This window comes from Parafrankia sp. BMG5.11 (assembly GCF_004337455.1).
The window spans coordinates 1-21,946 of record NZ_SJXI01000077.1 but is presented as its reverse complement, the minus strand read 5'-3'; the positions used below and the strand labels follow the sequence as shown (position 1 = coordinate 21,946).

Here is a 21,946-nt window from a genome sequence, read left to right as displayed (position 1 = left end):
CGGAGGCCGCTGACGGCCGCCGGCGAGGTGAGGTGTCCCAGCGACTCGATGTGCCGCTGGGACACCTCACTTCTGGCTACGGAAGAGGTCAGCTGCAACCGCTGGTGGAGCCGCACTGCTCGCAGACGTAGCAGCTGCCGGCCGGGCGCATGTGCACACCGCAGGTGAAGCAGAGCGGCGCGTCGACCACCGTCTGGGCGGTCAGCGAACCGCCCGGCATGGCCAGCCGCAGCTCCTGCACGACCAGCTCCGGCCCGCCGCCCACGCCCGGTCCGGCCGCCGCCGGTCCGGCCGCCGCCGGCGCTGACCCGGCCGGCGCCACACCGGCGCTGGCTGCCGGGGCCGAGCCGCCCTCGACCGGGGCGGACGCCCGCAGCGACTCGATGTCGATCTCCGGCTCCGCCGCCACGGCCGGGCCGCCGCCGGCCTGGTCGGACAGCCGCCGCGTCCGCTCCGAGGCGGACAGGATGCCCAGCTCCGCGCGCTGCTCCTCGGTCAGGTAGTCCAGGGCCAGCCGGCGGAACAGGTAGTCCATGATCGACTGGGCGATCCGCACGTCCGGGTCGTCGGTCATACCGGCCGGCTCGAACCGCATGTTGATGAACTTGCTGACGTAGGCCTCCAGCGGCACGCCGTACTGCAGCGCGATGGACACCGCGATCGAGAACGCGTCCATCACACCGGCGAGGGTGGAGCCCTGCTTGGACATCTTGATGAAGACCTCGCCGAGGCCGTCGTCCGGGTAGGAGCCGGCGGTCATGTACCCCTCGGCGCCACCGACGCTGAACGAGACGGTCTGCGACGGGCGTGTCTTCGGCAGCCTGCGGCGGACGGGCCGGTGCTCACCGGGCCCGGCCGGCCAGTGCGGGCCGGGAGCGCCGGGGCCGACCGCGGGCTGCGCCGCCGCGGCGGACGGCGCCGCTGCCCCTGCCCCTGCCGCTACCGCGGCCGCGGCCGCTCCGGCGGCGGCCCGGGCGGCCACGTCGGAGGCCACCTCGGCCGCCGCGTCGGCGTCCCGCTTCGCGCCCTTCACATCCGTCAGTGGCTGGCCGACCTTGCAGTTGTCCCGGTAGATCGCGAGGGCCTTGAGGCCGAGCCGCCATCCCTCGAGGTAGATCTCCTCGACCTCGGCGACGGTGGCCGTCGCCGGCATGTTCACCGTCTTGGAGATGGCGCCGGAGAGGAACGGCTGGACGGCGGCCATCATCCGGACGTGGCCCATCGGGCTGATCGCGCGGTCCCCGATGGCGCAGTCGAACACCTCGTAGTGCTCGGTGCGCAGGCCGGGGGCGTCGACGACGTGGCCGTGCTCGGCGATGTACTCGACGATCGCCTCGATCGTCTCCTCGGCGTATCCCAGCGCGCGCAGCGCCGCGGGCACCGTCTGGTTCACGATCTTCATGCTGGCCCCGCCGACCAGCTTCTTCATCTTCACCAGGGCCAGGTCCGGCTCGATCCCGGTGGTGTCGCAGTCCATCGCCAGGCCGATCGTCCCGGTCGGGGCCAGCAGGCTGACCTGGGCGTTGCGCCAGCCGTGCTTCTCCCCCACCGACAGCGCGCGCTCCCACTCCTTCGAGGCCGCGGTGATCAGGCGGGCCTCCTCCGCGTGCACGGTGCGCACGGCGTCGTTCGCCGCCGAGTGCTTGCGCACGACCCGCCGGTGGGCGTCGGCGTTGCGGGCGAAGCCGTCGTAGGCCCCGACGGTGCCGGCGAGCTCCGCCGAGCGGCGGTAGGCGGTGGCGGTCATCAGCGAGGTGATCGCGGCGGCGAGCGCCCGGCCCCCGTCGGAGTCGTACGCGCGGGCGCTGGCCATGAGCAGCGCGCCCAGGTTGGCGTACCCGATACCGAGCTGCCGGTACGCCCGGGTCACCTTGGTGATCTCCGGGGTCGGGAAGTCCGCGAAGCAGATCGAGATGTCCATCGCCGTGATGATCAGCTCGACGGACGCGACGAACGTCTCGGTGTCGAAGGTGCGGTCCGGCCGCAGGAACTTCATCAGGTTCAGCGAGGCCAGGTTGCAGCTCGAGTTGTCCAGGTGGACGTACTCCGAGCACGGGTTCGACGCGGAGATCCGGCCGGACTCCGGGCAGGTGTGCCAGTCGTTGATCGTGCCGTCGTACTGGATGCCCGGGTCGGCGCACTCCCAGGCGGCCTGGGAGATCGTGCGGAACAGCCCGCGGGCGTCCACCGACTCGATCACCCGGTTGTCGAGACGCGCCCGCAGGTCGAAGGACGTCCCGTCGACCACGGCGCGCATGAACTCGTCGTTGACCCGCACCGAGTTGTTGGCGTTCTGGTACTGCACCGAGGCGATGTCGCGCCCGCCGAGGTCCATGTCGAACCCGGCGTCGCGCAGCGCGCGGATCTTGTCCTCCTCACGCGCCTTGGTTTCGACGAACTCGACGACGTCGGGATGGTCGACGTCGAGGACGACCATCTTCGCCGCGCGCCGCGTCGCCCCGCCCGACTTGATGGTGCCCGCCGAGGCGTCGGCGCCGCGCATGAAACTGACCGGGCCGGACGCGGTGCCGCCGGAGGAGAGGAGCTCCTTCGAGGAGCGGATTCGGGAGAGGTTGAGACCGGCACCGGAGCCGCCCTTGAAGATCAGGCCCTCCTCCCGGTACCAGTTGAGGATCGACTCCATGGTGTCGTCCACTGCGAGGATGAAGCACGCCGACACCTGCTGCGGCGCGGCCGTCCCGACGTTGAACCAGACCGGGGAGTTGAAGCTGAAGACCTGGTGCAGCAGCATCCAGGTCAGCTCGTGCTCGAAGATCTCGGCGTCGCTCTCCGACGCGAAGTAGCCGTGCTCGCGGCCGGCCGCGCCGTAGCGGAGCACGACCCGGTCGATGAGCTGGCGCAGCGACGACTCCCGATCGGGCGAGCCGAGCGCGCCGCGGAAGTACTTGCTGGCGACGATGTTGGAGGCGTTGACCGACCAGGCGGTCGGGAACTCCACCCCACGTTGCTCGAAGTTGACCGATCCGTCCCGCCAGTTCGTCATGACGACGTCGCGGGACTCCCACTCCACCTCGTCGTAGGGGTGGACTCCAGGCGTGGTGCGAACCCGCCGGATCTTCAGCCCGGCCACCTTCGCGGCCGATCTGTTCCCCTTGCCGCGGGTCTCGGTCATAGCGCTCCTCGTGTTCGCGTTCGATGGGTTCAAACAGCGGCCACCGGACTTACGTGCCCGGATCAGGCCTGGTCAGGCATGGTCCGGGCAGGTCCGGCCCGGCGCCGGCAGTGCAGGGCGGGATGGCCGGATCAGCTGTTCCGCTGATCGGCCGGGGCGTGCGTGGGGTCTGGGACGGTATGTGGGGCCTGAGGCCGTGCCGGATCTGGCGGGCACGGCGGCGTATCCGAGGTGGCCGGTCCGGCTGGTGGCGCTCGATGCCCGTGGCCGCGCCGGACGGGATCGGGTCGGGGGCGGGGCAGGGGCGGGGCAGGGGCACTGGTGGTCGGGTCCGAACATCAGGTGCAAAGGTGCTGGCCGCGGCGCATGCGCCGATGCCTGTATTACGTGCGCCGCGGGCGGCTCCCGTGGCCTCGCGCAGTACACGGACCACCGCGGCTCCGAGACCGTGTGGCTCCGGCTCCGCACCGACACGGCTCCAGGCTGGTTCCATTCCAGGTCGTTACACGGACCTGGACGCTCGCCGGACCGCGCCTCGACGCCTCCCCCGCTCCCGGCCCGCGATGCCGGAGCCGGCAGGCGGCAGGCGGCCCACCTGCCCGGGTTCGTGAGGCCGGCGCGGATCAGGCTGGGTCACTCATGGACGCCCGGATCCCGGTTCCGGGACCTCGGGCCGGTACGTCAGGGGCCGGCCGCCGCCCGTGGGCCCGTGGTCACCGGAACGACGACAGCCGAGGCCCCGGTGGCCGCCGGCATCGCGGTCGGCTTCCCGGCGACGGGCGACTCACCGCCGCCAGCCGACTCGGCACGCAGGGCCGCGATCGCCGCCTCGAAGTCGCCGAGCGACTCGAACGCCAGGTAGACGGAGGCGAAGCGGAGGTAGGCCACCTCGTCCAACTCCCGGAGGGGGCCGAGGATCGCTCGGCCGACATCCTCGGCGGCCACCTCCGCGGAGCCCGAGGAACGCACCGTCTCCTCGACCCGCTCCGCCAGCAGCGCCAGATCGTCCGACCGGACGGGGCGACCCTGGCACGCCTTGCGCACTCCCACGATCACCTTCGCGCGGCTGAAGGGCTCGGTGGCCCCGCTGCGCTTACGGACCCGCAAGGAGGCCTCCTCCATGGTCGTGAACCGACGGCCACAGGCCGGACACGACCGCCGGCGCCGGATCGCGGCGCCTTCCTCGGCCTCCCTGCTGTCGACGACACGGCTGTCGGGATGCCGGCAGAAAGGGCACCGCATGGTCCGCTCCCCTCCACCCCGGGCAGGCTGACACTGCCGCCCGCGGGGTGCGTCCGACTGGGTTCCGTCACCTCGACCGGCGGCCCTGCGGACAGACGGTCAAGGCCCTGTGGATTACCTGTGTAACAACCTGTGGATGACTTGCGGTGCTGCAACTACAAGATGTTGTGTCCACCGTAGCGCACACCCCCGACAGATCCGACACCGGCCCCTCCGGCGCATGTGGTCCTCAGGTGTGTTCTCGCCAGCCCGCGCCGGGGCCACGACAGGCGGTGACACCAGCCGGACGTGCCCTCGGTGGGGCAGCCGCAACACCTGACGCACCGAAAGCCCCGGGCATGCCGGGCCGCCGAGCTATCGGGGCATCGGGGCCGCAGCAGGAAAGCCGGGTCAGGGGAGCCGGAGCTCCTGACCGGGCATGAGCGTCACCGTGTCGAGGCCGTTCAGGGTCATGAGCCCGCGGACGGTGTCGCGGGTGTCGGCCTCGGGGGCGGCCTCGTGGGCGATCTCCCAGAGTGTCTCCCCGGACCGCACGACGTGCGTCCGGTAGCTCACCGGGACGCCGGTGAACGCCTGTGACGCCGTCACCAGCACCAACGAGAAGACAAGGCCGAGGAGCGTGCTCGCCAGCGCCACCACGACGATGCGGCCGCGCCTGGTCAGCCGCAGCGGCGGCCGCGCACCCGGCCTCCCCCGCCCACCGGCCCGCGACCGGGACCGGGACCCGGCCCGAGGTCGAGGTCGAGCTTCAGGCCGGGCGTGGGGCTGAGGCCGGGGACGCTGGGGCTGGGACTGCCCACTCGGCCCAGGACGCGGCCCGGGCGCCGCGGCGGCCGACCCGGCCGCGACCAGCCCGACGGCTGCCTCACGCCACCACATGCCGGGCATCTCGATGACGGACGCCCCGGATCGCCGCTCACCGCCCCGCCTGGACTCACCGGGCGGCACCGTGGCGGCCGGAGCAGCCCCCGAGAGACCACATCGGGCGCCACGAGAGCGAACCGGGCGCCCTACCGGCACGCGGCCCATGCCGCGCACCGCCACCCCCCGCACCCCGCGGCCACGGACGGCGACTCCGCCCACCGCGGCTCCACGCACGCCGCGCGCCCCCCGCGCACCCGTCGCGACCTGCGCACCCTGCCGCAGCGCGCAGCTGCGAGACACCGGGTGACCCCGCCGAACTGACGCATTCCCACCGGCCGCACCGCCACCGTCGGTCATGCCAACCTCCCAGGCGCGAACACTCGTTCGATCGAACGCCTGAGCGATTCTTACACGGCCGCCACGCACACTTCCCCCGACACGCTCGAACAGACGTTTGAGATTCGGCGACCGGCCGACTACCGTCAAGGACGATCAGTTGTGGACGATCGTGCGAGATGAACCGAGCACGAAGGACCCTGCCAAACCGATCAGCCGAACCGATCAAAAGTTACTAATCGGACAAAGCATTGGAACGACCGGGTGGGTGTTGGCGGAGCCGGGCCGTCGACCACCCGGTCCTTGGCAGCCGCCGGTGGCACCATCCGCCGCGCGGAAGCATCGACAGGAGAGCGGTAAGCGATGACCAGCCAGGAACGGGGTACCCGCCGAGGTGACACCCGTGGCAACGTCCGGGATTTTCCCGACAGCCCCGCGGACGCCTCGGGCCTGACGCAGCGGCAGAAGAAGGTGCTCGAGGTCATCCGGTCCGCGGTGGAGCGGCGTGGATACCCGCCGAGCGTCCGGGAGATCGGCGAGGCTGTCGGCCTGACCAGCACCAGCAGCGTGGCACACCAGCTCAAGGTGCTGCAGGAGAAGGGGTTCCTCCGGCGCGACCCGAACCGGCCGCGGGCGATGGAGGTGCTTCCGATCGGCGGCGCGAAGGCCGGCGGGCGTTCCCGCGCGGGTGCCGCGGCGGCGGCCGGCGCACCCGCCGAGACCACGGCGCTGGAGGCCGGCACGCCCACCTACGTCCCCCTGGTGGGGCGGATCGCCGCCGGTGGGCCGATCCTCGCCGAGCAGGCGATCGAGGACGTCTACCCGCTGCCGAAGGAGATCGTCGGCGAGGGAACTCTGTTCCTGCTCAAGGTGGTCGGCCAGTCGATGATCAATGCCGCCATCTGTGACGGCGACTTCGTCGTCGTCCGGCAGCAGCCGGTGGCGGACAACGGCGAGATCGTCGCGGCGATGATCGATGGGGAGGCCACGGTCAAGCGGTTCCGGCAGCGCGACGGCCGGGTGTGGCTGGCGCCGGAGAACCCGGCATTCTCCGACATCCCGGCCGAGGACGCGACCATCCTCGGCCGCATCGTGGCGGTGATGCGCCGGGTCTGATCCCCGGCACGCGGCCGGCACCGGGCAGGCCGGGCACCGGTCAGACGTCAGGCGTCTGACCGGTGCGGTGTTCAGCTCGCGGTGTTCCGTCGGGGCTGGTGTTCAGGCAGGGCCGTCAGGCGCGGAACGGCTCCAGCTCGGCGGCCAGGCCCACGGGCACGCGCGCGGCGACCTCGGTGCCCTTGCCGGTGTGCTCAACTCGAAGCACCTCGCCGATCTGGTGGATGCGGGAGACGAGATCGCCCCGGGTGTAGGGCACCAGCAGGGACATCTCGACCTCCGGGTGCGGTATCCGCGCCGAGAGCGCCTCCACCAGCTCCTGCAGCCCCGCCCCGGACCGCGCCGAGACGAAGATGGCGTCCGGCACCGCCTGACGCAGGACGGCGAGCGTGGTCGGGTCGACCGCGTCCACCTTGTTGACCACGATGAGCTCGGGCACCCCGGCCGCGTCGATCTCGGCGAGCACCTCGCGCACGGCCGAGATCTGCCCCATCGGGTCCGGGGCCGAACCGTCGACGACGTGCAGGACGAGGTCGGCGTCCACCACCTCCTCGAGCGTCGAGCGGAACGCCTCGACGATCTGGTGCGGCAGGTGGCGCACGAAGCCGACCGTGTCGGCCAGGGTGAAGATCCGGCCGTCGGGCAGCGTGGCCCGGCGCACCGTCGGGTCGAGGGTCGCGAACAGCGCGTCCTCGACCAGTACGCCCGCCCCGGTCAGTCGGTTGAGCAGCGACGACTTGCCGGCGTTGGTGTAGCCGGCGATCGCGACGGCGGGAACGGCACCGCGGCGGCGTGACGACCTCTTGGTCGCCCGGACGGTGGCCATCCCGGTGAGCTCTCGGCGCAGCTTGGTGATGCGCGCGCGCAGCCGGCGACGGTCCGTCTCGATCTTCGTCTCACCGGGGCCACGGGTACCGATCGGCGCCCGGCCGCCGCTGGCGGCCTGCCGGGACATCGACTCACCCCAGCCGCGCAGCCTCGGCAGCATGTACTGCAGCTGGGCGAGCTCGACCTGCGCCTTGCCCTCGCGCGACGTCGCGTGCTGGGCGAAGATGTCGAGGATCAGCGCCGTCCGGTCGATCACCTTGACCTTGACGACCTCCTCGAGCTGGCGCAGCTGGCCGGGGGTCAGCTCGCCGTCGCAGATCACCGTGTCCGCGCCGGTCGCCAGTACGATCTCGGCGAGCTCCTTGGCCTTGCCGGAGCCCACGAAGGTCGCTGCGTCGGGCCTGTCCCGGCGCTGCACGAGCGCGTCGAGCACGACCGAGCCGGCGGTGGTGGCGAGCGCGGCCAGCTCCGCCATGGACGCCTCGGCCTCGACCTGCGAGCCCGACGTCCACACCCCGATCAGAACGACCTGTTCCAGCCGGAGCTGGCGGTACTCGACCTCGGTGACGTCCTCGAGCTCGGTGGTGAGGCCCGGGACACGGCGCAGCGCGCCACGGTCCTCCAGGTCGAGCCCGTCGCCCTCCTCGTCGAAGAACGAGAACCCGTCGGCCTCGGCCAGGGCGAGCGCGGTGCCGGCGCGACCGTCACGACCCTCGTGGCCGTCGTTTTCGCCCGAGTGCAGTTTCAGATGCCGGGTGGACGCCACAGCGGCGTCAGCGCGAAGACTCATACCATCCGTTCTCAACGCGGCACGGTGACCGCGTCATTCCAGTCCGCCCCGGCCGGGACGGCACTCTTTCGCCCCATCAGCCGGGTTCGCCCGGCCGATGAAACACCGTCATCCCCAGGGTGACACGGCGTACCCGCGATCGCGAACCCTTTACCGGACGGCGCCCGCCACCGGACGACATCGGCGGACCTGAGTCGGGCACCCGGCCCGACGCCCGGGCGCACCCACGCGCTACGGGTCCCCGAGGGAGATCGAGGGACTTCGCCCTGCCTGCCCCGGCCGCGCTCAGCCGGCCCCGACAACGCTCGGACGCCGCTCGCCCGCGGGAGCCGCCGGGCCGAAGCCACCCGCCGCGCGCAGCCAGTCGGGACGAAGGACACCGTCCGACACCAGCACGGCCGGGCCACTGAGCAGGACGGTCGACTCCCGCCAGCCGACGGTCAGCCGCCCGCCGGGGAGGTCGACCTCGACCTCTGCGGGCGGCCCATCGCCATTGCGGGCCGCCCAGGCCACAGCGACGGCACACGCGCCGGTGCCGCAGGACGCGGTCTCACCGACGCCCCGCTCGAAGACCCGCATGGCGACCCCGTCCGGAGCCGGGACGACGACCTCGACATTCACGCCCTCGGGGAAGGCGGCGGCCGGATAGGCCGGCGCGCGCAGATCCAGGCGCGCCAGGCCGGCCGGGTCGAGGTCGTCGGCGAAGCAGACCGCGTGCGGGTTCCCCATCGAGACCGGCACGGCGGCGAACTCCCGCCCGGCGACCGTGACCGGCACCGGGCCGGCGGCCAGCTCGGGCGGTCCCATCTCGACGGTGACGTCGCCGCCCGTCGGCACCTCGACCGCCCGCAGGCCGGCCCGGGTGGCGATGACGAGACGGCCGGGCGCGGCGTAACCCGCGTCGACGAGATAGCGGGCGAACACCCGGATCCCGTTGCCGCACATCTCGGCGATCGACCCGTCGGCGTTGCGATAGTCCATGAACCAGCGGGCGGCCGCACTGTCGCCGGCGGCGGGCTCGGCCGCGGTCAACACGACCCGCAGCACCCCGTCGGCGCCGATGCCGGTGCCCCGGTGGCACAGCGCCCGCACCAGCTCGGGGCTGAGATCGAGCTCGCCGTCGGCATCCGGCAGGATGACGAAGTCGTTACCCGTTCCGTGTCCCTTGACGAAGCGCACGCCGCGATCGTACGGCCGCGGCGGGCTCACCCCGCGGCAGCCGCCCGCGAACGGTCCCCTCGCCCCGAACCACCCGGATACGCGGTACCTCCTGACTGCGCGGTACCTCCCGAACGCGTCGGCTGGGCGGGACGTCCCTGCGGGTCGCCAGGACGCCCGTACTGGTCGCCGGGACGTCCAGGCCGAGGGCCAGGGCGGCCGGGGGTGGCGCCGGACCACCCGGGCTGGCTCGCCGGCCGGAAGCCGGGCTCGGCCCGGGTCTCAGCGGACGGCTTGTACCACCTGTCCGGCCGGCCGCGGCCGAGCGCGATCATGCGGGCGTCCTCCACCGGTACCGGCGGGCAGAAGAGCGGCCCGGACACCCGGTCGCAGTCCAGCCTGCCGACCCGGTCCGCCAGCACCGCGGTGTCGACGTCCTCGGCGACGACGACCATGCGCCGCCGATGCGCCACGCCCACCAGGGAGGCGAAGGCCGCCTCGCCCTCCATGTCGCGGATCGTCGCCCGCAGGAACTGCCCGTCGATCCGCACCAGGTCCAGCGGGAGCACGTCGAGGGTGGACAACGAGCCGTACCACGTGCCGAACGCGTCGACGCCCACCGCGACGCCGAGGTCCCGCAGCCGCGCCAGCAGGCGGGGCAGCGCGGGAGGCGCGAACGCCAGCGTGTCCTCGGTGAACTGCAGGCCGACGGCGCCCGCCGGCAGCGACCGCCCCAGCACCAGCCGCTCCACCTCGGCGAGGAACTCCGGGCGGGCGAGATGACGGCCGTCGATGCGCACCCACAGCCGCGGCGGGCGGACGGAGGTCCCCGCGGCCATCCGGTGCCAGGTCCGCGCCTCCGTGACCGCCATCCGCAGCACCCACTGGTGTACCTGGCCGACCAGTCCGGCGGCCTCGGCGACGCGCATGAAGGCCGCCGGGCCGAGCAGCCCGAACTCGGCGTGCGCCCAGCGGGGCCGCGCCTGCATCCCCGGGACGGAGCCGTTACGAAGGTCGACGTCCGGCTGGTAGTGCAGGCGTAGCGAACCGTCGTCGAACGAGGCGTACAGCGCGGGAACCAGGGCAAGGTCGAGCGCGGTCACGTCGAACTCTCCAGACGCCGGGATGGGCCGGGACCCGGGCCGACGGGTCAGGCGAAGGTCCCGCGGCGCTGGGCCGGCCACACGTCAGAGCGAACCCGATATCAGAGCGAACCCACCAGACGTCGTACCTCGGCGAGCGCCGCGGCGACATCCGGAAATTCCAGCCAGGATATCCGCGGATCACGCCGGAACCAGGATCTTTGCCGACGAGCGAAGCGCCTGGTGGCCGTTGTTGTGGCCTGTTTGGCCGCGTCCATGGAGTCCATTGCTCCGTCGAGGACGGCCAGGACCTGCGCGTATCCGAGGGCACGCGAGGCGGTCCGCCCGTCGCGCAGCCCCGCCTCCGCGAGCGCCGCGACCTCGTCGACGAAGCCCGCGCGCCACATCAGCTCCACCCGGTCGGCGATCCGCGTGTCCAGGTCCGGGCGGTCCACGCCGACCTGAACGACGTCATAAATCGATCGATATCCGGGCAAAGTTGCCTCGAATGTGCCGGTGAGCTCGACGACCTCGAGCGCCCGCACGATCCGCCGCCCGTTGCCGGGCAGGATCGCCGCGGCGGCGGTCGGCGCCAGCCCCGTCAGCCGCTCGTGCAGCGGCCCCGGCCCGACCTCGGCGAGCTCGCGCTCGAGCCGGGCGCGGACGGCCGGGTCGGTGCCGGGAAATGACAAATCGTCCAGAACCGCCCGCACGTACAGGCCAGATCCGCCGACCAGGATCGGCACCCGGCCGGCGGCGAGCAGGCCGCTGACGACCCGCCGGGCGTCGGCCTGGTAGCTGGCGACGTCCGCGGCGCGGGTGATCTCCCAGACGTCCAGCAGATGGTGGGGCACGCCGCGGCGCTCGACCATCGGGATCTTCGCCGTGCCGATGTCCATGCCCCGGTAGAGCTGCATCGAGTCGGCGTTGACGATCTCCCCACCGAGCTCGAGGGCGATCTCGACCGCCAGGTCGCTCTTACCGGCGCCGGTCGGGCCGACGACCGCGATGACCGGCCCGGCCTGATCGGCTCGGGTGGCACCGTTGGTCAGGCCGGCGCCGTCACGGGACGCGGTCACCGGCCGCTCTGCGCGGTGGCCCGCTTCTCCTGCCGGTCGCCCCGGGTGCCGTCCGCGCGCTCCCATCCGACGACCAGGTAGCCGACCCCGAACGGGGCGTCGTCGTAGCGGACCAGGCTCGTCCAGGAGCGGGCCGGGTCGCCCGGCGTCGCGCGGCGCAGCGCGCCGGCGAGGACCTGCCAGGACGCCCGGCCCGGCGCGAGCAGGTCGGCCGCGAGCGCGGGATCGAGGGCGAGCAGCGCCGTGACGTCCAGCGTGGCGAGCGCGGCGGAGACCGAGGCGTCGTGCGCGGCGGCCCGCGGGTCCAGGCTGCCGGGGGCCTTCACCGTCCGCCGGGCACTCCCGTCGCCCATGATCAGCAGGGCGAGCCGGGACCCGTCCGCCTCCGCGGTGGCCACGAGGTCGGCGCCGATCGCGGCGGCCGCCGCCGGCCCGGTCGCCGCCGGCACCCCGCGGGCCGAGCACCGCCCGGCCCAGCCCGCCTCACGCAGCAGCCAGGCTCCGATGGTGAGCGACAGCGGGAGCACGGCCGGACCCGTGCCCGACGCACCGAGCGAGAAGCTCAGGTCGACCCCGAACCCGGCCAGCGAGCCGACGGCCGACCCGGCGTAGTGGGCGTCCGCGGCATCGTCGCCGACGACCACGATGTGGTCCGGGGCGAGGGCGCACAGCCGGGCGACGGCCGCGCTGGCATGGTCGCGGACCTCGACCGGGTCCACCCCGGCGACCTGCGGGACCAGCAGCGGCGGATGCGGGCAGACAGCCGCGGCGACCAGGGTCACCGCGCGGCGGGGGCGCTCGGGCGCAGCTGCGGCATCCCCAGAGAGACCGCGGGGCGGTCCTCCGGGCTCGGGGTGTCGCCGGCGATGGCGCGGCCGGCGGCCCAGGCATCACCGGCGCGGGTCCGGCGGTGGGTGAGCAGCGGGCCGTCCGCCGTCAGGTGGTGCGGCGCGCCCCTGGTCACCACGGTCTCCACGACGTCGCCCGGCCGGACGAGCCCCTCCTGCGCATGCGGCCCGGTCACCAGCAGGTGGACGAGGCGGCCGTCGCGGGCGCGTCCGGAGAGGCGGCCGGTGGCGGAGTCCTTGCGCCCCTCCCCCTCTGCCACGACGATCTCGACCCGGCGCCCGACCTGCGCCCGGTTCTCCGCCCACGACATCTCGTCCTGCAGGCTCGCGAGCCGCCCGTAGCGCTCGGAGACCACCGCGGGATCGACGGCGCCGTCCATCTCGGCCGCGGGCGTGCCGGGACGCGGGGAGTACTTGAAGGTGAACGCCCCGGCGAAACGCGCGGTACGGACGACGTCCAGGGTGTCGGCGAAGTCGGCCTCGGTCTCACCCGGGAATCCGACGATGATGTCGGTGGTGATCGCGGCGTCCGGCATGGCCGCGCGGACCCGCTCGACGATGCCGAGGAAACGCTCCCGGCGGTAGCTGCGCCGCATCCGGCGCAGCACCACGTCCGACCCCGACTGCAGCGGCATGTGCAGCTGTGGGCACACGTTCGGCGTCTGCGCCATCGCCTCGATGACGTCGTCGGTGAAATCGCGCGGATGCGGTGAGGTGAAACGGACCCGCTCCAGCCCCTCGACCCGGCCGCACGCGCGCAGCAGCTTCGCGAACGCGCCCGGGTCGCCCAGTGAGCGCCCGTAGGAGTTCACGTTCTGGCCGAGCAGCGTTATCTCCAGCGCGCCCTCGGCGACCAGCGCCTCCACCTCGGCGAGCACGTCGCCGGGACGCCGGTCGCGCTCACCGCCGCGCAGGCTCGGCACGATGCAGAAGGTGCAGGTGTTGTCGCAGCCCACACTGATGCTGACCCACGCCGAGTGATGGCTGGCCCGGCGGGCCGGCAGGCTGCTCGGGAAGACCTCGAGCGCCTCGGCGATCTCCACCTGGGCGGCGGAGTTGTGCCGGGCCCGCTCGAGCAGCACCGGCAGCCGATGGATGTTGTGGGTGCCGAACACGACGTCGACCCAGGGCGCGCGATCCAGGATCACCGACCGGTCCTTCTGCGCGAGGCAGCCACCCACCGCGATCTGCATCGCCGGGTTGCTCTTCTTCGCCGGGTACAGATGACCGAGGTTTCCGTACAACCGGTTGTCGGCGTTCTCACGGACAGCGCAGGTGTTGAACACGACGACGTCGGCGTCGGACCCCTCCGGGGCCGGAACGTAGCCGGCGGACTCGAGAAGGCCGGCGAGCCGTTCGGAGTCGTGCACGTTCATCTGACAGCCGAACGTCCGGACCTGGTAGCTACGGCCGCTCACCCACCCAGCCTACGGCCCGCACCCGGACACCGTTCGACACGCCGGGATCGACTCCTTCGAACCTCGTCCTTCGCGTCAAGCGCAGGGACCGGCGCGGCACGTGCGCTCGCGGCAGGCTCGGCAGGCAGGGCCCGGGGGCACGAGTCGAGCCGGCGGGCCGACCAGGCCAGGCGGGCCGACCGGGCCGACGCACGGCTGGACCGATGAGGCCGACCAGCACCTGCCGCGCCCACACACGCCCGTGTGCTTCACCCCGGAACGTGCCGGACGTGTCGGGACCGCCACCGGGTGCGCCGCGTCCGTGGTACATCCTGTTCCTGACAGGTAAAACCACCGAGCGAACACCGCCATTGCGGATGATCGGGGCGTAGCATTCGAAAATGTTCACGACCATGATGCGATGGCCGGAACCCGTTCAGGCCCGTCCGTCCCGCAGTTCCGGTCGATCGCGTGTCTCCGTTGGCGCCGCGCCCATCCGCCTCCCGTCGATCACAAGAGCCGGGAGGGCGACATGCCGCTGGTGACCTTGGAAGGCGTCAGCAAGTCCTTCGGGAAGAACCGTGTCCTGAATGACATCAACCTGACGGTCGAGGCCGGCGAGGTCGTGTGCGTCATCGGCCCCTCCGGTTCGGGAAAGTCGACGCTGTGCCGGTGCGTCAACCGCCTGGAGACCATCGACGAGGGCCGCATCACCTTCGACGGCCGGCCGCTGCCCGCCGAGGGCCGGGAGCTGGCCCGCATGCGCGCCCAGGTCGGCATGGTGTTCCAGTCGTTCAACCTGTTCGCGCACCGCACGATCCTGGACAACATCACGCTCGGCCCGCGCAGGGTGAACGGCGTCAGGCGCGCCGAGGCCGAGGAGAAAGCCCGGGCGCTGCTGGAACGTGTCGGCATCGCGGACAAGGCCGACCGGCTCCCGCGCCAGCTCTCCGGCGGCCAGCAGCAGCGGGCGGCCATCGCCCGGGCGCTGGCGATGGAGCCGAAGCTGATGCTCTTCGACGAGCCGACGTCGGCGCTCGACCCGGAGATGATCCAGGAGGTCCTGGACGTCATGCGGTCGCTGGCCGCGTCCGGCATGACGATGATCGTGGTGACGCACGAGATGGGCTTCGCCCGCTCGGCGGCCGACCGCGTGGTGTTCATGGCCGACGGCCGGCTGCTCGAGGTGGCCCCGCCGAAGAACTTTTTCGCCGCCCCGGCAAGTGAACGCGCCGCCGACTTCCTGGCGAAGGTCCTCACTCATTGATCCAGCGGAAACGAGCCCGCCGCCGAGACCTGTCGTGCCCCGGAGCCGACCCAGCCGGTTCGCGATCGGATTACGCCGGGCCGACCAGCTGCACCGGGCGCCGACCGGCTACACCGGGATGATCGGTGGCCCTGTCGCGGAGCCGACCCTCATCGACCGCATCCACTGGAATTGTGGGACCGAACACCCCTACGGCGGTGCGGTCAGCAGCCGCAGAAAGCGCTATCTGAATCCCGACGTCGAACTTCTGGAAAGGATCGCCCATGCGCATGTCGCTCACCCGTAGCAAACGGCGAACGGCCCCCACGGACGCCATCGACGCAACCGACTCCACCACCCGCGCGGCCTCGGGCTCCCGCCCGCGGCGGCCGCTGCGCGGCGCGGCCCTGCTGCTCGCCGCGGCACTGGCCGGCTCGCTCACGCTGTCCGCCTGCGGCGACGACGACAGCTCCGACGAGCCGGCCGCCGCCACCGCCACCACGTTCCCGGCGGGGAGCACGATGGCCAAGCTCCAGTCGGCGGGCACGATCACCGTCGGCACGAAGTTCGACCAGCCGCTGTTCGGCCTGAAGAACCTGCGCGGCGAGCCCGAGGGCTTCGACGTCGAGATCGCCGGGATCATCACCGACGCGCTGGGGATCCCCGCGGACAAGGTCAAGTTCGTCGAGACGGTCTCGGCCAACCGCGAGCCGTTCATCGAGCAGCACCGCGTGGACCTGGTGGTGGCCACCTACACCATCAACGACAAGCGCAAGCAGGTCGTCGACTTCGCCGGCCCGTACTACGTGGCCGGTCAGACGCTGATGGTGCGGGCCGGCGAGACCGCCATCACCGGGAAGGACACGCTCGCGGGCAAGAAGGTCTGCTCGGTGAGCGGCTCCACCCCGGCCGAGCGCATCCGCACACAGGCACCGGACGCCGAGCTGACCCTGTTCGACGTCTACAGCAAGTGCGCCGAGGCGCTCAAGGCCGGCCAGGTGGACGCGGTCACGACCGACAACGCGATTCTGCTCGGCCTGATGGACTCCGACCCGGGCGCCTTCAAGCTGGTCGGCGAGCCGTTCAGCACGGAGCCCTACGGCATCGGCATCGCCAAGGGCGATGACGAGTTCCGCACGTTCATCAACGACACGCTGGAAGCGGCCTACACCGACGGTCGGTACGAGACGGCCTACAAGGACACGATCGGCAAGGTCGAGCCGGACATGCCCACGCCTCCCGCGGTGGACCGCTACACCTCCTGATCCTCCGCACCTCCCGCACCTCCGTACTTCCGTACTTCCTGACCCTCCGTACTTCCTGACCCTCGGCGCCCGGCGCGCCCCGGGCCCGCACCGGGCCCCGGGGCCGCCGGGCGCTGACGCCGGGTGTCCCGGCCGCCCACCGCGACCGCGGGGTACCGCGACCGCACGGATGGCCGGGCGCCCGGAGCAACGTTCCGAACACCGAGCTGACTACGGGTGGTCTCACATCGACGCCGTCCTCGACAACCTCGACATCTTCCGCGAGGGATTCGTCCAGACGCTTCGGCTGAGCCTGTTCGCGGCCGTGTCCGCGCTGATCCTCGGCACCGGCCTCGCGGCCATGCGGGTCAGCCCGGTTCCGCCGCTGCGCTGGGCGGGGACGGCCTACGTGGAAACCGTTCGTAACACGCCGCTGACCATCGTGTTCTTCTTCGTGGTCTTCGTACTCCCGCAGGTCGACATCGTCTTCAGCTACTTCACGTTCGCCGTCATGGCGTTGACGATCTACCACACCGCGCTCGTCTGCGAGGCCGTGCGATCCGGGGTGAACGGCGTCGACGCGGGCCAGGCGGAGGCCGCGCGGGCGCTGGGCCTGACCTTCTCGCAGACGCTGCGGCTCGTCGTGTTGCCGCAGGCGTTCCGCAACGTGGTCCAGCCGCTTGGCAGCGTCGGCAGCGCGCTGATCCGCAACACCTCCATCGCCGCCGCGTTCGGCGTCCAGGAGCTGACCGGGATCAGTCAGCGGCTGACCACCGCGAACCCCGGCGACGTCATCGCCGTCCTGCTCGCCGGCATCGGCTGCTACCTGGTGCTGACGCTGTCCCTGGCCTGGGCGGTCGGCCTCACCGAACGACGGCTGACGAGGACCCCGCGATGAGCATCGTGCTGTCGGATCCCCCCGGCCCGCGTGGCCGGCGTCGCATCCTGATCGCGAGCGTGGTCGCGGTGGCCGCGCTGGCGGCGCTCGTCGTCCTCGCCGTGTTGCGCCTGTCGGACAAGGGCCAGCTCGACGGCGAGGTGTGGAGCGTCTTCTTCGACGAACCCGACCTGCGGACGCTGCTGTGGGAGGGCCTGCTCGACACGCTGCGCGCCGCCGCGACCGGCATGGTGCTCGCCGTCGCCGTCGGAACGGCGCTCGCGTTCGCGCGCCAGTCGAACCGCAGGCTGGTCAGCATCCCGGCCACGGCGGTCGTGGAGATGCTGCGCGGCCTGCCGCTGCTGATGCTGATCTTCTTCGCCTACCTTGGCCTGCCGCAGCTCGGCATCAACCTCTCGGCGTTCTGGGCGCTCGTGATCGGCCTGACCGCCTACAACGGGGCGGTGCTCAGCGAGATCTTCCGCGCGGGCATCCAGTCCATCGACAAGGGCCAGACGGAGGCCGCGGCGGCGCTCGGGCTGCGCGGCACCCAGATCTTCACCCTGATCCAGTTCCCGCAGGCCGTGCGCCGGATGAGCCCGACACTGGTCAGCCAGCTCGTCACGCTGCTGAAGGACACCTCGCTGGGCTTCGTCATCGGGTACACCGAGCTGCTGCGGCAGGGCCGGTCGGCAGTCGAGTTCCTGGGCGGCCGCTACGCCCTGCCCGTGTACACCGTGCTGGCCGTCATGTACATCATCGTGAACCTCTCGCTGTCGCTGACCGCGCGTTGGCTCGAGCGGCGCCAGGCCCACCGCCTCGGCACCTCCGCGCCCATCCTGCTGGACGCCGCCGACACCGCCGGCCCCGTCGCGGCCGGCAGAAGCTGACTGACCCGGGACGGCCGTCCGTCAGCCGGGGCTGGCTGCCTGGCTGATGGCGGCTAGCGGGCCATGCCGACGGCGCGGGTCTCGCGGACCACGGTGACCCGGATCTGGCCCGGGTAGGTGAGCTCGTCCTCGATCTGCTTGGCGACGTCCCGGGCGAGCAGGTGAGCGGCCACGTCGTCGACCAGCTCGGGCACGACCATCACCCGCACCTCGCGGCCGGCCTGCATGGCGAAGACCTTCTCGACCCCGGGGCGTTCGGCGGCGATCTGCTCGATGCGCTCGAGGCGCTTGACGTAGGACTCGAGGCTGTCCCGGCGCGCCCCGGGGCGCCCGCCGGAGATCTGGTCCGCGGCCTGGGTCAGCACGGCCCCGATGGAGCGCGGCTCGACCTCGTTGTGATGCGCCTCGATGGCGTGGACGACGTCCTCGTGCTCGCCGTAGCGGCGGGCGATCTCCGCACCCACGATCGCGTGGGAGCCCTCCACCTCGTGCGTCAACGCCTTGCCGAGGTCGTGCAGGAGCGTGCCGCGCTTCGCGATCGCCGGGGGCAGCCGCAGCTCGGCCGCCATGATCCCGGCCAGGTGGGCGCTCTCGACGAGGTGCGCGAGCACGTTCTGCCCGTAGCTGGTGCGGTAGCGCAGCCGGCCCAGCAGGTTGATCAGCTCGGGATGCATCTCGGCGATGCCGACGTCGATCAGGGCGTCCTCACCGGCGCGGACGCACTTCGCCGCGACCTCGCGTTCGGCCCGGGCGTACTCCTCCTCGATCCGGTGCGGGTGGATGCGGCCGTCGGACACCAGCGCCGCCAACGTGATCCGCCCCATCTCCCGGCGCACGGGATCGAAGCAGCTCAGCAGCACCGCCTCCGGGGTGTCATCGATGAGCACGTTGACGCCGGTCACGGACTCGAACGCGCGGATGTTGCGACCCTCGCGCCCGATGATGCGGCCCTTCATCTCGTCACTGGGCAGGTGCAGCACCGACACCACGGACTCGGCGGTCTGGTCCGAGGCGACCCGCTGGATGGCCAGGGTGACGATCCGGCGCGCCCGGTCCTCGGCCTCTTCCTCGGCTCGGGCCTCGATGTCCCGCACCCGGACGGCGGCGTCCAGCCTGGCCTGGTCCTCGACCACCTTGACCAGCTCGGTGCGGGCCTCCGCGGACGTCAGGCCCGCCACCCGCTCCAGCTCCCGCCGCCGGGCCTCCTCCAGCTCGCCGAGATCGGACTCACGGCTGTCCAGCCCGGCCTCGCGGACGGCCAGCTCGGCCTCGCGGGTCTCCAGCCGGCGCAGCCGCTCCTCCACGCCGGCAGCCTGGTCTGTGACCCGCTGCTCGCGCTGGGTGAGCCGGCTGTCCCAGCCGCGCAGCTCGGTCCGCTGGGTGCGCAGATCCTCGTCGAGCTCGGCGCGGATCTGCTCGCGCTCCGCGTGGATCGCGTCGCGGGCGGCCGCCTCCGCCCTCGACGCCCGCAGCTCCGCGTCCGCGACCGCCCGTTCCCGGATCGCCTCGGCGGCCTCCTCGGCGTGCCGGCGGATCTGCTCGGCCTCCCGCCGTACCCGCTCCGTCTGCTCCGCGGCGTCCTGCTCGGCCCGGCGCCGGATCCGCTCGGCCTCCTCCTCAACATCACGCGCCTCCCGGCGAAGGTCCGCGACCATGGACGAGATCTGCGCGAGCTCGACCCTGGCGGCCCCGACCGCGGCGGCGCCGACCGACCCGGGATCAGCACCGGCGCTCGCAGGCTCCCGCCTCGCGCCGTCGCCCCCGGCACCCACAGACCCGGCTCCGCCGATCCCGGCAGCGGAAGCGCTTGTCTCGGGCTCGGGCATGTCGGCCGCAGTGGCCGCGTGGCCGTCGGTGCCCGAGGCCGTGCCCTCCGGAGCCGGCGAGGCCGAGCCCAGGTCAGCGGATCGGCCGGACGCCGTCGGCGCGGACGGCAGGGTCGGTACCTTCGGCGCGGTCGCGGTGCCGGCCGGCGTTGGGTCCGCACCGGCCTGTTCGCCGGACCCGGCCTGGCCCGAACCCGCGGATGCGGCCTTCCCCGACTCGGGAGTTCCGGGACCGCCGTGCTCAGCGCCAGTCTGTTCGGAACTGGCCTGTTTCGAACCGAGCTGTGCTGAGCCGGGCTGCTCCGGGCCGCCCTGCTCTGGACCAGCCGGTTCGGAACTGGTCGCCTCGGACTCGGCTCCTCTGGCGCCAGCCAGCCCAGCTCCACCCGAACCGGAACCGGCCGGCTCAGAACCGCCCAGCTCGGGACCGGTCACGGTGGAGCTCTCCGGCCCGGACACGCCCGGCCCGGCCGTGCCCGAGGCCGGGCTGATCGATCCGGGACCCACGGAACCCGTCGTGGCCGGAGCCTCGACGGCCGGATCCGGAACGCCCTCCGACGCGGGCACGGCGGGATCCGTGTCTCTGCGCGAGACCGGGGAATCCGGCGGGCTCGGCGAGGCCGGCCTCGTGTCTCCCCCGGGGCGGCCGACCGGCGACGCGTCGCCGTCATGGGGAGACCGAACCTCGGTGACGGTGTCGGCACGCGCTCTCACGCCCAGCCCACCGGCCCGTACCAGGCGCAGCAGAACCAGTGTCAGCCCGATGACCGCGAGGAGAAGCAGCACGAGAAGCGTGATGAGGGCGGCACCCACGGTTGCTCCTCCCGCCTCCGTCTGCACCTGTCAGGACAGGCGTGAGCGGCGCGGGACCGGACCAGGCACTGGACGAGCACATGCATCGACGGATCCCTGAAAAACAGGCCGCGAGCAGCACGCACGGGCAGAAAGCCGTGGCAGTGGTGGCACGCGACGCCCGAGTTCCGCAGGAACGCTCGCCCTGATGTGAAGTTGTGCCAGCTATCTGGACCGCATACGCGCGGTAGTCCTCGCACCTTTGTGAAAGGGTAGATCTGCCGCTTTCATGCGGTCAAGGAAAACATCGGCGAGCCCCGGGCCCCGAGCCCCGCCGACCAGAGCCGCCGCCCTTTCGGCGACGCCCCTGCCCTGGGCCCGGATCCGGCGCGTCTGGTGCTAGTCCAGGCTGTGTGCGTCGCCGTCCTCGTCCGGCACCGCGGCCGTGACCACCCGGCGCGCGAGATCAAGATCGTAACCCTTTCGCGTGAGCAACGCGACGAGGCGACGGATCCGCACCGGAGCGGGCAGGCCGTCCATCGCGCGCAGGCGGCGGGTGACCAGGGCGCGAGCGGTCTCCTCCTCGTCCTCGGCGCCCACTGCCGCCAGGGCGGTCTCCGAGGCCTCAGGCGCCACGCCCCGGCGCCGCAGCTCGGTCGCCAGTGCCCGGCGGCCCAGGCCCCGACCCGCCCGAGCCGAGGAGACGAACGCGGTCGCGAACGCCTCGTCGTCGATCAGGCCGACCTCCACCAGACGGTCGAGGACCTGCTCCGCCACATCGTCCGCGACGCCGCGCCGCCGCAGCACGGTGGCGAGCTCGGCCCGGCTGCGCGACCGCGCCGCGAGCTGGCGCAGGCAGATCTCCCGCGCGGCGGCGACGGCATCACCCGCGGCGCCCGCGGATCGGGCCGCCCGCGCCTGCCGGGCCGCCGATGTGTCCATGCCGCCCGGCCCGTCGGACTCCTCACCGGCCGCGGGCCAGCCCGTCGTGGTCCCCCATGGCTCAGCCGCCGGGAACGGCTCCTGCCGGGACGCCGCTCGCCCGGTCAGAGGTCCACCGGAACCGGGGCGGGAGCGTCAGCGTCAGCGTCCAGCGTCGGGGAGAGGCCGAGCTTCTCCTTGATCCGCTTTTCGATCTCGTTGGCCAGATCCGGGTTGTCGCGGAGGAATGACCGTGCGTTTTCCTTGCCCTGGCCGA

16 protein-coding genes and 1 pseudogene are annotated in these 21,946 nt (G+C 72.5%); 5 read left to right on the top strand and 12 right to left on the bottom strand.

Annotation, left to right across the window (positions count from 1 at the left end; translation table 11 throughout):
- Positions 1-88: 88 nt before the first annotated feature.
- From E0504_RS38570 to E0504_RS38560, 3 genes are all read right to left on the bottom strand, one after another.
- Positions 89-3,133, bottom strand: a complete 3,045-nt coding sequence (locus E0504_RS38570; protein WP_131626845.1) for a vitamin B12-dependent ribonucleotide reductase — start codon at positions 3,131-3,133, stop codon at positions 89-91.
- 681 nt (positions 3,134-3,814) lie between these two features.
- On the bottom strand, positions 3,815-4,375 hold the full coding sequence (gene nrdR / locus E0504_RS38565; protein ID WP_071061344.1) for a transcriptional regulator NrdR: 561 nt from the start codon (positions 4,373-4,375) through the stop codon (positions 3,815-3,817).
- A 390-nt stretch (positions 4,376-4,765) separates the two neighbouring features.
- Positions 4,766-5,011, bottom strand: a complete 246-nt coding sequence (locus E0504_RS38560) for a LysM peptidoglycan-binding domain-containing protein (RefSeq protein ID WP_241831371.1) — start codon at positions 5,009-5,011, stop codon at positions 4,766-4,768.
- 927 nt (positions 5,012-5,938) lie between these two features.
- Here E0504_RS38560 and lexA point away from each other — a divergent pair.
- Positions 5,939-6,691 carry a transcriptional repressor LexA gene (gene lexA, locus E0504_RS38555; RefSeq protein WP_071061346.1) on the top strand — a complete coding sequence of 251 codons (753 nt, stop codon included), beginning with the start codon at positions 5,939-5,941 and terminating at the stop codon, positions 6,689-6,691.
- Between the two features lie 115 nt (positions 6,692-6,806).
- Here the strand turns inward: lexA and hflX are convergent, their stop codons facing one another.
- From hflX to miaB, 6 genes are all read right to left on the bottom strand, one after another.
- Positions 6,807-8,309 (bottom strand): GTPase HflX, encoded by a 1,503-nt coding sequence (gene hflX, locus E0504_RS38550; RefSeq protein ID WP_112105053.1) that lies wholly within the window; start codon positions 8,307-8,309, stop codon positions 6,807-6,809.
- A 285-nt stretch (positions 8,310-8,594) separates the two neighbouring features.
- Positions 8,595-9,488 (bottom strand): diaminopimelate epimerase, encoded by an 894-nt coding sequence (gene dapF, locus E0504_RS38545; protein ID WP_235013687.1) that lies wholly within the window; start codon positions 9,486-9,488, stop codon positions 8,595-8,597.
- 26 nt (positions 9,489-9,514) lie between these two features.
- Positions 9,515-10,570 (bottom strand): EAL domain-containing protein, encoded by a 1,056-nt coding sequence (locus E0504_RS38540; protein ID WP_071061354.1) that lies wholly within the window; start codon positions 10,568-10,570, stop codon positions 9,515-9,517.
- Positions 10,571-10,671: 101 nt separating this feature from the next.
- On the bottom strand, positions 10,672-11,628 hold the full coding sequence (gene miaA, locus E0504_RS38535; RefSeq protein ID WP_112105055.1) for a tRNA (adenosine(37)-N6)-dimethylallyltransferase MiaA: 957 nt from the start codon (positions 11,626-11,628) through the stop codon (positions 10,672-10,674).
- Entirely contained in the window at positions 11,625-12,410 is a 786-nt protein-coding gene (locus E0504_RS38530; protein WP_071061356.1) for a hypothetical protein, read from the bottom strand. Before E0504_RS38530 ends, miaA begins: the two co-directional genes overlap by 4 nt.
- Complete coding sequence (miaB, locus tag E0504_RS38525) at positions 12,407-13,894, bottom strand: tRNA (N6-isopentenyl adenosine(37)-C2)-methylthiotransferase MiaB (RefSeq protein ID WP_131626844.1); 1,488 nt, start codon at positions 13,892-13,894, stop codon at positions 12,407-12,409. The genes E0504_RS38530 and miaB overlap by 4 nt, the downstream gene beginning before the upstream one ends.
- Before the next feature lie 511 nt (positions 13,895-14,405).
- On the opposite strand from miaB, the gene E0504_RS38520 reads away from it, so the two are divergent.
- The 4 genes from E0504_RS38520 (at position 14,406) to E0504_RS38505 (ending at position 18,130) form a co-directional block, all read left to right on the top strand.
- Positions 14,406-15,140 (top strand): amino acid ABC transporter ATP-binding protein, encoded by a 735-nt coding sequence (locus E0504_RS38520; RefSeq protein ID WP_071061385.1) that lies wholly within the window; start codon positions 14,406-14,408, stop codon positions 15,138-15,140.
- 263 nt (positions 15,141-15,403) lie between these two features.
- Positions 15,404-16,384 carry a glutamate ABC transporter substrate-binding protein gene (locus tag E0504_RS38515; RefSeq protein ID WP_112105058.1) on the top strand — a complete coding sequence of 327 codons (981 nt, stop codon included), beginning with the start codon at positions 15,404-15,406 and terminating at the stop codon, positions 16,382-16,384.
- Positions 16,385-16,553: 169 nt separating this feature from the next.
- Positions 16,554-17,261, top strand: a complete 708-nt coding sequence (locus E0504_RS38510) for an amino acid ABC transporter permease (protein WP_112105059.1) — start codon at positions 16,554-16,556, stop codon at positions 17,259-17,261.
- Positions 17,258-18,130, top strand: coding sequence for an amino acid ABC transporter permease (locus tag E0504_RS38505; protein WP_112105060.1), 873 nt, complete (start codon positions 17,258-17,260; stop codon positions 18,128-18,130). Before E0504_RS38510 ends, E0504_RS38505 begins: the two co-directional genes overlap by 4 nt.
- A 53-nt stretch (positions 18,131-18,183) precedes the next feature.
- Here the strand turns inward: E0504_RS38505 and rny are convergent, their stop codons facing one another.
- The 3 genes and pseudogenes from rny to E0504_RS52685 all read right to left on the bottom strand — a co-directional run.
- Positions 18,184-20,769, bottom strand: a complete 2,586-nt coding sequence (rny, locus tag E0504_RS38500; RefSeq protein ID WP_306769300.1) for a ribonuclease Y — start codon at positions 20,767-20,769, stop codon at positions 18,184-18,186.
- A gap of 378 nt (positions 20,770-21,147) precedes the next feature.
- On the bottom strand, positions 21,148-21,690 hold the full coding sequence (gene recX / locus E0504_RS38490; RefSeq protein WP_112105062.1) for a recombination regulator RecX: 543 nt from the start codon (positions 21,688-21,690) through the stop codon (positions 21,148-21,150).
- A gap of 104 nt (positions 21,691-21,794) precedes the next feature.
- Positions 21,795-21,946, bottom strand: a pseudogene (locus E0504_RS52685) (DNA recombination/repair protein RecA); the annotation flags it as partial.